Source organism: Lactobacillus fornicalis (genome assembly GCF_055362665.1).
In genome coordinates, this window is the sequence record NZ_JBLTIM010000065.1 from 1 (window position 1) to 9,145 (window position 9,145).

Below are 9,145 nucleotides of genomic sequence, written 5' to 3' on the forward strand. Positions count from 1 at the left end.
AAACTATTTTACAGTCTCAAATTTTTGCATTTTAATACACCTTCCTTGACAAAGAGGATAATTAAGTATACTCTACTATGATTTACATTTATAAGAAAGGGAATAGAATGAAAATCAAAAAAATATTTACAATCATGGCTTTGGCATTAGCCAGTTTAACTATAGTGACTGCTTGTTCACAAAAGACAAGTGAAAAAAGCAGTGGAATTAAAATCGTTACATCAACTAATGTTTATGCCGATATTGCTAAAAATATTGTAGGAAAGTATGGCAATAGTGAAGCTATTATTTCTAATGGCGATATTGATCCACACGATTTTGAACCAACGACTAAATCTGCTACTACAATTAATAGTGCTGATATTGTAATTGCCAATGGTATGGGGTATGACAATTGGATGAGCAAGTTAGCTAAATCTAATGGTAAAACAGCTGTAAAAGTTGGTGAAGATATCATGAAATTAAAGAGTAGTGATAATCCTCATATTTGGTATAACTTAGATATGCCAGAAGAATATGTTAACTACTTAGTTAAGAAATTATCAAAATTAGATTCCAAGCATGCTTCTTATTTTAAGAAGAATGCTGAAAATTACTTAGCACAAATCTCTGAAATTAAGGCCGTCGCCAAGACTGTTGATGGTAAAAATTCTAAGCCAGTTTATGTAAGTGAACCAGTATTTGATTATGCTTTAGAAGCTGCTGGTTTTAAGATTGGTGATAAAGATTTTGAAGAAGCAATTGAAAATGAAACTGATCCAAGTGCCAAGATTATTGAAAAGATGAACAAGGCAATCAGTGGCAAAGAAATTGCTTTCTTCGTAAACAACACTCAAGCAAGCAGTTCAACAGTAAAAGCTTTAGTAAAGAAGTGTAAGGCTGCAGGTGTTCCAATAATCGAAGTGCGTGAAACTATGCCTAATGGGGTAAGTTATCTTAAATGGATGACACAAAACTATGAAAAGTTAAAAGATGTATCTAAATAATATTTCAATATTGTAAATCACAAAAAAGTCTCATTTATGAGGCTTTTTTTGTGGGAATTTTTATTAGGATATAGAAATTACAAGAAGTAAACAGTAAAATATTAAACGTTACAATAAATTTGGAGATGAAAAATGAATTCGAGTTTGAAGAATAAATCGCCTGTTCTATTACCAGGCAGATAAAATAGATAGTTTAAATATTTTTTACGGGGTAATAAAATTGGATGATTTAATAAAAGATAAGAAATATATTTCCTGGCCAACCTTAACTTTAATGGCGTTTGTTACAGTTATTGGTTTAGATGATATTATGTATAACTTCCAAAACCAAGGTATGACTGTTATGACATCTTGGGTTTTGATGTTATTTTTATATGTTATTCCATATGCGTTAATGGTTGGGCAATTAGGGTCAATCTTTAACAAAGGTGGTGGTGGTCTATCATCTTGGGTTCGTGGAACTGATGGAGAATTCTTAGGCTACTTCACTGCTTGGACTTATTGGGCAGCTTCTATTCCTTATGTTGTTGATTCCGCAAATGAAATTATTGTTGATGTAGGTTGGGCTTTTACTGGTTCAGAAAAATTTCAAGATAGTATTTCTAATGCTCAATTTACTCTTTTGACTTTCTTGATGTTTATTATTTTTATCTTTATTGAAAGAAAGTTTGCTAACTCAATGGAAGTATTGTCTACAATTGGTGGAGCAATGATGTTTATTATGACTATGCTCTTTGTCTTTTTGGCCTTTGTAGGTTTGGCAAAGTCTGGTGGTCATATGGCAACGCAACCATTTACTTGGAAGACGATGATTCCAAAATTCGATTTAAAATATTGGACTACAGTAGGGATGTTGATTTATGCAGTTAATGGATCAGAATTAGTTGCACCATATGTAACTAGAATGAAAAAACCAAAGACAGATTTTCCTAAAGCTATGATTGCTTTAGCAGTAATGACTGCATTTTTGACTATCTTTGGTTCATTTGCTTTAGGAATCTATTTTGATGCTTATCATTTACCAAATGATTTGAAGATGAATGGTTCTTACTATGTATTTGAAGCAGTTGGACAACAATTTGGTCTAGGACACACCTTGCTATATGTTTATGCTTGGACCTCCGTCTTTTATAATGCGGCTTTATTAGCTGTTTTACTAGATGCAATGACTAGAATGCTTATTTCCGATACTGGGGATAAGTATATGCCTGAATTTTTACGTAAGACAACCAAGGATGGATTGCCAATTAATGGTTATATTTTAACTGTTTCTCTTTCTGCATTTATTATGCTTTTGGGCGTTTTCTTACCTGATATGAATGATATTTTTAACTGGTTGTTGAACTTAAATGGTATTATTTCACCAGGTGTAACATGTTGGATTTTCTATTCATTTATGCGTGTAAGAAAAGATTCTAAAAAATATCCTTCTGAATATGTCTACATTAAAAACGATAAATTAGCTTATTTGGCTGGGTTAGCCTTATTAGTAGTAACAGCTGTAGCAACTGTTTTAGGGGTAGCTCCTCAAGATGTAAAACAATTTAGTGATATTTGGTGGTATGAATTAATCATTAACATCATTGCTGTTGTTGTTTTGATTGGTTTAGGGGCAATTTTACCGGGAATTAGAAGACGTGAAGTTGAATATGGTATTGCATTTTCTAAGAAGCAATGGATTATTATGATTGCACTTATTATAGGTTCAATTATTTTAGATGTATATTTGGGTGGTACTAAGATTGCACTACGAGGTTTGTACATCTTTATTGAAGCATGTATTGCTTTACTAGTTTGTTGGTTAATTGGCCGCGAAAAACCAATTGAAAAATAAAATAAATAATATTTTGACTTGAACTAATTTAGTTCAAGTCTTTTTTTAGAAAAAAATAAACTGATTTTGTGTATTTATGATTGGAAAGGAGGAAGAAATATGGAAGTAAAACATTGGGCTGAAGACTTGATAAAGAGCGCTAAAGATATGAATACAAGTGATATTTTCATAACTGGAAAGCAGGATTTTTATGAAGTTAATTTTCGGACTAGTAAAGGATTAATAAGACGTGAAAAGTTGAATTTGCAGTTTGGATTAGAAGTGATTAATTACTTTAAGTTTATTGCACAAATGGATGTTTCAGAACATCGTCGTCCTCAGGTAGGAAGCTATATTTTTAAAAATAATAAGCAAAGCCAAGTGGTTTTTTTACGCTTTTCAGTTTTAGGAGAGTTTTCTGGGAAAGAATCATTAGTTATTAGGCTGATTAATAGTATTCAAAACAATCGTTATTTCTTTATAGAACAAGTTGATCTTTTAACAGCTGCAGCAATAAAAAGAGGATTAATTTTGACAAGTGGACCAACCGGTTCTGGAAAAACCTCAACTATGTATTATTTAGCTAAAAAATTAGCCCATCAGAAAGTAGTTATGACAATTGAAGACCCAGTTGAAGTATTTGAACCAGAGTTTTTGCAAACCCAAATAAATCTTGAAGCTGGCATTGATTATGAAAGCTTGTTAAAAGCGGCTTTGCGTCAGCGACCAGATATTTTAATTATTGGAGAAATTCGTGACAAAGTAACGGCTAGACTAGCAGTTGATGCGGCTCTTAGTGGACATTTAGTTTTAGCAACAGTTCATGCAAGGTCTACTTTGCAAACAATAGCTAGGTTAAAAGGGTTGGGAATTGATTCAGTTGAATTAGCTAATTGCTTAAATTGTGTGAGTTATCAGCGTCTAATTCAAACCATAGATGGAGAAATCGCCTGTTTATTAGATATTGCAAGTGGTGAAACACTACACAAAGAAATCAATAAATCGAAAACTGGTGATTTTATTAATTGGCGAGAAAATTTGGCTGAACTACTAAAGGAGGAAAGAATTAGTGGCGATAGTTTTACCAGCTTTCAAGAAGGATAAACTAACTGGGCGTGAGCAGTTAGAATTTTTAGAATATTTGGCCATGTCTTTAAAAAATGGCTTATCTCTGGCTGAAAGTTTGCAGGTCATGCCAGCTTTATGGTCAAAAAAACAACGATTGTTGCGTAAGTTGACATATTTAATGGAGCAAGGTGTTAATTTCAGCCAAATTTTACGACAAATGGGTTTTGGAAAAACAATTGCTAGCCAAGTGGATTTGGCGATGATGCAAGGAAATTTAAATGAATGTCTTAATCAACTGGTTATTATTAATCGACTAAAAGAAGAACAGTTAAAAAAGTTAAAAGCTGAATTGTCTTATCCTATAACTTTGTTTGTCTTAATGATTTTTATGTTGTTGTTTATGCAAAATTTCTTAAATGGTCAGCTAGGACAAGAAGATGGAACTGCTAACTTAGTTTTTGCAATTCTGATAGTTGTTGCTTCAGTACTAAGTGCAGGGGTAACTCGAATTGTAATTTTATTGAAAAGACAAGATTATAAGGCATTAAAGGCATTGTTGAGATATCCAATTGTCGGGAAAATAACTCAGTTATATGTTTTTTATATGATAAGTTCAGAATTCGGAATGATGCTAGGAGCAGGTTTTAGTTTTCCAGAAATCTGTAAATTATTTACTAATCAAGAAGATGGATCATTACAAGAGCAATTAGGAAGAAAAATGCTTAAACAGTTTGAAGCGGGCAAAAGTATAGGCGATATTATTCGAGGAGAAGCCTTTTTACCTGATAATTTGCTTTTATTTATAGAAACTGGTGCTGAACGGAAAGAATTGGGCTTGAAATGTACAATCTTAGCTAATGGATTTTTTCGCGATTTGACCCAGGGCTTGGAACGATTGATTGTTAATGTCCAACCTATTTGTTTTATTTTTATTGGAATTTGCATAATTGGAATGTATTTGAAAATGTTGATGCCAATGTATGCATTGATGCAGAGTATGTAGGAGGATCATGATGAAGAAATTTAAGGAATTAGTAAAAAAGTTAAGAAAACAGACCGTTAAGGGCTTCACTTTAATTGAAATGGTAATTGTAATAGCGATTATTGCAATTTTGATGATTTTAGTAGTACCTAATTTAACCAATCAAAAAAATAATGCAGAAACTAAGACAGATGAAGCATTTCAGACAACTCTGCAGGCTCAAGTGACTCTTGCTGAAGAAGATGGCAAAAAAATCACTTCTTGGGATCAATTAGAGCAAGCTAAATATATTTCTGAAAAGCAAGCAAAAAGAGCACAAGAAAAATTTGTAATTTCAAATGGTGAAGTTGTTAAGAAATAGAGTTAGGGCCTTTACACTTTTTGAAACAGTTATAACCCTGGCAATTGTTACAGCTATTCTCTCAATTGGCTGGCTCAATTTTTCTGTTATTAAAGAAAAAATGTTAATTGATAGCGCTAGTATGCAAGTTAAAGTTATTCTTAATCAGGCATTACGACGAGCTAGTATTACTAATAAACTTTATTTAATTGATTATTATGAATCAGATAACTTATTAATCGTTAAAGATCAGGATGGCAAAGTTGAAAAATATTCCTTACCAGAAGGTGTAAAGATATATAATTTAGCAAAAACAAATATTGAACAAACAGGATATATTGCGCCTAAAACAATTACTTTGCGTACAAAGAAATTTAAAAAAGAACTTCGTATTCAGCTAAAATGGGGGAAGATAAATGAAACAAGTTAAAGGGTTCCTGTTAATTGAGGCAGCAATTAGTTTGATTATTTTATTGTTTTGTCTTAACTTGTTTGTTTTTTGTCTTATTGAAACAAGAAAAATTGAAGCTAATTCACAAATAAGAAGTGATCGTGCTTATGCTGATTATGTTTTAAGGAAATATCATTTAAATAAAATTAAAGTTCATGGGATTGAATATGAAAATTAAAAAGATAAAAGGCTTTTTATTAGTAGAAGCCATAATTAGCTTAGTGATTACCTTATTTTGTCTAATTATGTTAACTAACTTGTTATCTTTGTTTAAACAATATCGACAAGCTGAACATTATGGTAATGAATTAGTTTTGAGCTATGTTCAGTTAAATAACTTTATTGAAAGTAGCAATTATATTGAAATTGACCAAAAAGGAAGCAACTCCAAGAAGGTAATATTCAAGCGAGAGGAAGCCAGCAAAACAACAAATTATGTCCTTGAATATTACAATAGTTCAATGCTCAGGTTAACTGCGAGTCAGGGCGGGCATATTCCTTTGCTGATGAATGTAAAACAAAGTAGCTTTGATATAGATAATCAAAAATTAAAAGTAAGAATTGTCGAGCAAAAAAATGGAGAGAGTGAGTGGTTTTTTGATCTTACTAGTAAAAACAAGCCAATTAATGATGAACTTGAAAAAAATGATAAAAAGTAAAATAACGGGGAGTATATTAATTAGTACAATTCTTTTTCTACTAGCTGTCTTGCTTTTCTTACAATATTATCAATTTACTTTTGTAAAAACGGTCGAAAATAACCAGCTTCTGGTTAAATACTTCGAAAGTAAGTAAGCTTTCTTGCATGTAATAGCCTCTTTCTTTTAAAATGTTATAGAAGAAAAAGGGGTTTGATTAAATGAAAAATATTGAAGCAATTTTTGCACAATTTTTAGACGTAGTTCAAATTTTACAAAAAAATTTAAATGTCCCATTTGCCGGTGCAGTAACTGAAACTTTTGATAACTTAGAAAATGGCAAAATAAAAGTAGAAATGGGTGCTCCAGACAAAGAAACAGTAGCTTTATTATCTAAAAAATATCAAGAATTAAATTATGATAAGCTTCCAAGTACTCAAAAATATATGGTCTTTACTTTGCTAACTTTAAAAGCAATGAAAGAAGATGGACGCAATTATTCTCAAATGCCAACTCCACCAGTTTTGGCAACGGTAGTTGCAATGGTTTGGGACAAATTAATTACGAAAACTGAATTAGCTGTTGTTGATCCAGCAATTGGGACAGGAAGTTTACTCTACACTGTTATTGACCAACTAGTTCAAAGCCATCACTCGCAGAATAAATATCGTTTAGCAGGAATAGATAATGATGAATCTATGCTTGATTTGGCAGATGTGGGGGCTCATTTAAGTAATTATAAAATTGACTTATATTGCCAAGATGCGCTAGAAAATTGGCTAATTGAAAAGCCAGATGTAATAGTATCAGACCTACCTGTTGGTTATTATCCAATTGATGAAAATGCTAAGAATTTTGCTACTCAAGCTAAGGAGGGGCATTCATTAGCACATGAATTATTAGTAGAGCAAACAATTAAGAATTTAGCTCCAGCGGGCTATGCCTTTTTATTGGTACCTAATAGTCTTTTAGGTGGAAAGCTAGGGGCAGAATTTATGCCTTGGCTTGCTAAAAAAGTATATTTGCAGGCAGTGGTTCAATTGCCAAATGATTTGTTCCAAAACCCATTAAATCAGAAATCATTATTAGTTTTCCAAAATCATGGTGAAGGTGCGCAAAGCAGGGATGTATTGTTAGCTAAACTTGGTTCACTTAGAGAAGAAAAATCTTTAGTTGACTTCAACCAAAAATTAAACGAGTGGTATACTAAAAAAAGATAGTTTGTGAAATTAAATTAAAGGAGTATCACTCTATGAAAAAAGTTTTAGCAATTAATTCAGGTAGTTCATCGTTTAAGTATAAGTTATTTGGCTTACCTGATGAAAATGTTCTTGCAGAAGGCCTTGGTGATCGAATTGGGATTCAGGGTTCAACTTTTGAAATGAAGCTTGAAAATGGTCAAAAGTATTCTGAAGAAGTTGCATTGCCAGATCAAGAAACGGCTGTAAAGGTTTTACTTGATTGGTTAAAAAAATATGATGTAGTTAAGGACTTAACAGAAATTGTAGGTGTCGGCCATAGAATTGTTAGTGGTGGAGAAGAATTTACTGATTCTGCTATTATCGATGAAAAAAATTTACAAAAGATTTTTGATTTAACTGATTATGCACCACTACACAATCCTGCTGAAGGCCGTGGAATAAAAGCTTTCATGAATTTACTTCCTGGGGTTCCCCAAGTTGCTGTTTTTGATACTTCTTTCCACCAAACAATGGACGAGGTTCATTATCTTTATTCTGTACCTTTTGAATATTATGAAAAGTATAAGGCTCGTAAATATGGAGCTCATGGTACTAGTGTAAGATATGTTGCTAATAGAACAGCTGAACTTTTACATAGAGACTTATCCGATCTTAAAATGATTATTTGTCACTTGGGATCTGGTGCTTCAATTACAGCGGTTAAAAATGGCAAATCATTTGATACTTCAATGGGATTTTCTCCACTTGCAGGCGTTACAATGGGAACTCGTTCTGGGGATGTTGATACTTCATTAATTCAATTTATTATGGACAAAGAAGGAATTAATGACATTGATGATATGATTGATATTTTGAATCATAAGTCTGGGCTTCTTGGTATTAGCGGAATTTCTTCTGATATGAGAGATTTAGAAAATAGTAAAGATAAAAGAGCAAAATTAGCTCGAGATATTTTTATTAATCGTGTTATTCGTTATGCAGGTTCATATGCTGTAGAGATGGGAGGTATTGATGCCCTTGTCTTTACAGCGGGAATTGGAGAACACGATGCTTATATTTGTGAAGGAATTATGAAGCCATTTGAATGTATGGGACTTGATCCGGACTTTGAAGCAAATAAGACTAATGGAGAAAAAATTATTTCTAAAGATGGCTCTAAAATTGCTGCATTAATTGTGCCAACAGATGAAGAATTGATGATTGAACGTGATGTTGTACGTTTAGCGCACTTAGATTAGGCAAAACACTTGAGGATATAGTGATTTATCGGTATAATTACTATGTCCTTTTTTATGGGGATGTTTTGGGATTCGACAGGCGTAGATCTGCTCTGACTGCGATTCGTAGGTTACGTCTACGTAAAAACGTTATCAGTTAAATATAACTGCAAAAAACAATAATTCTTACGCATTAGCTGCTTAGTCAGCATGTGTTGCCTTTTAGCGATTCACCTATGATTGCTAACTGGTATCAACTCTAATAGGTTACGCTTAGTTTTGCCACCTGAGAGAATAAGAAGAGATTTTGCAGGTTAGTTAGGTTCTACTAGCCCTGATATATGGCGTTTGAGCCTAATGAAATTTAAATAATATCTCTATGATCGTAGAGGTTAGTGATGGAATGCGTTTGGACAGGGGTTCAACTCCCCTCATCTCCACTTATATG

General features: G+C 32.6%; 10 protein-coding genes and 1 other RNA gene. All 11 read left to right on the plus strand.

Annotated features, from left to right (window positions below; translation table 11 throughout):
- The first annotated feature begins 107 nt into the window (after positions 1 to 107).
- The 11 genes from ACNDLV_RS08005 to ssrA all read left to right on the plus strand — a co-directional run bounded on the left by ACNDLV_RS08005 (position 108) and on the right by ssrA (position 9,140).
- The gene (locus tag ACNDLV_RS08005) at positions 108 to 986 is read left to right on the plus strand and encodes a metal ABC transporter solute-binding protein, Zn/Mn family (protein ID WP_006587430.1); all 879 of its coding nucleotides are present in this window, start codon (positions 108 to 110) and stop codon (positions 984 to 986) included.
- Positions 987 to 1,206: 220 nt separating this feature from the next.
- A complete protein-coding gene (locus ACNDLV_RS08010; RefSeq protein ID WP_006586962.1) occupies positions 1,207 to 2,820 on the plus strand; it encodes an APC family permease in 1,614 nt (537 codons plus the stop codon).
- Between the two features lie 99 nt (positions 2,821 to 2,919).
- The gene (gene comGA, locus ACNDLV_RS08015) at positions 2,920 to 3,903 is read left to right on the plus strand and encodes a competence type IV pilus ATPase ComGA (protein ID WP_006586961.1); all 984 of its coding nucleotides are present in this window, start codon (positions 2,920 to 2,922) and stop codon (positions 3,901 to 3,903) included.
- On the plus strand, positions 3,869 to 4,870 hold the full coding sequence (locus tag ACNDLV_RS08020) for a type II secretion system F family protein (RefSeq protein ID WP_006586960.1): 1,002 nt from the start codon (positions 3,869 to 3,871) through the stop codon (positions 4,868 to 4,870). The genes comGA and ACNDLV_RS08020 overlap by 35 nt, the downstream gene beginning before the upstream one ends.
- 7 nt (positions 4,871 to 4,877) lie before the next feature.
- Positions 4,878 to 5,210 (plus strand): competence type IV pilus major pilin ComGC, encoded by a 333-nt coding sequence (gene comGC, locus ACNDLV_RS08025; RefSeq protein ID WP_006586959.1) that lies wholly within the window; start codon positions 4,878 to 4,880, stop codon positions 5,208 to 5,210.
- The gene (locus tag ACNDLV_RS08030) at positions 5,188 to 5,619 is read left to right on the plus strand and encodes a type II secretion system protein (RefSeq protein WP_006586958.1); all 432 of its coding nucleotides are present in this window, start codon (positions 5,188 to 5,190) and stop codon (positions 5,617 to 5,619) included. The genes comGC and ACNDLV_RS08030 overlap by 23 nt, the downstream gene beginning before the upstream one ends.
- Positions 5,606 to 5,818, plus strand: a complete 213-nt coding sequence (locus ACNDLV_RS08035) for a hypothetical protein (RefSeq protein WP_006586957.1) — start codon at positions 5,606 to 5,608, stop codon at positions 5,816 to 5,818. The genes ACNDLV_RS08030 and ACNDLV_RS08035 overlap by 14 nt, the downstream gene beginning before the upstream one ends.
- Positions 5,808 to 6,299: a competence type IV pilus minor pilin ComGF gene (gene comGF, locus ACNDLV_RS08040; protein ID WP_006586956.1), complete on the plus strand. Its 492-nt coding sequence runs from the start codon at positions 5,808 to 5,810 to the stop codon at positions 6,297 to 6,299. The genes ACNDLV_RS08035 and comGF overlap by 11 nt, the downstream gene beginning before the upstream one ends.
- 200 nt (positions 6,300 to 6,499) lie before the next feature.
- Complete coding sequence (locus ACNDLV_RS08045; protein WP_006586954.1) at positions 6,500 to 7,498, plus strand: class I SAM-dependent methyltransferase; 999 nt, start codon at positions 6,500 to 6,502, stop codon at positions 7,496 to 7,498.
- Positions 7,499 to 7,530: 32 nt separating this feature from the next.
- A complete protein-coding gene (locus ACNDLV_RS08050; RefSeq protein WP_006587427.1) occupies positions 7,531 to 8,718 on the plus strand; it encodes an acetate/propionate family kinase in 1,188 nt (395 codons plus the stop codon).
- Positions 8,719 to 8,774: 56 nt separating this feature from the next.
- Positions 8,775 to 9,140: a transfer-messenger RNA gene (ssrA, locus tag ACNDLV_RS08055) on the plus strand.
- The last annotated feature ends 5 nt before the right edge of the window (positions 9,141 to 9,145 follow it).

What these genes read in the sequence shown, in the direction of transcription:
- ACNDLV_RS08050 (WP_006587427.1), top strand. Translation starts at nt 7,531, where the DNA reads ATGAAAAAAGTTTTAGCAATTAATTCAGGTAGTTCATCGTTTAAGTAT.
- ACNDLV_RS08030 (WP_006586958.1), top strand. Translation starts at nt 5,188, where the DNA reads ATGGTGAAGTTGTTAAGAAATAGAGTTAGGGCCTTTACACTTTTTGAA.
- comGF (WP_006586956.1), top strand. Translation starts at nt 5,808, where the DNA reads ATGAAAATTAAAAAGATAAAAGGCTTTTTATTAGTAGAAGCCATAATT.
- ACNDLV_RS08035 (WP_006586957.1), top strand. Translation starts at nt 5,606, where the DNA reads ATGAAACAAGTTAAAGGGTTCCTGTTAATTGAGGCAGCAATTAGTTTG.
- ACNDLV_RS08005 (WP_006587430.1), top strand. Translation starts at nt 108, where the DNA reads ATGAAAATCAAAAAAATATTTACAATCATGGCTTTGGCATTAGCCAGT.
- comGA (WP_006586961.1), top strand. Translation starts at nt 2,920, where the DNA reads ATGGAAGTAAAACATTGGGCTGAAGACTTGATAAAGAGCGCTAAAGAT.
- ACNDLV_RS08045 (WP_006586954.1), top strand. Translation starts at nt 6,500, where the DNA reads ATGAAAAATATTGAAGCAATTTTTGCACAATTTTTAGACGTAGTTCAA.
- comGC (WP_006586959.1), top strand. Translation starts at nt 4,878, where the DNA reads ATGATGAAGAAATTTAAGGAATTAGTAAAAAAGTTAAGAAAACAGACC.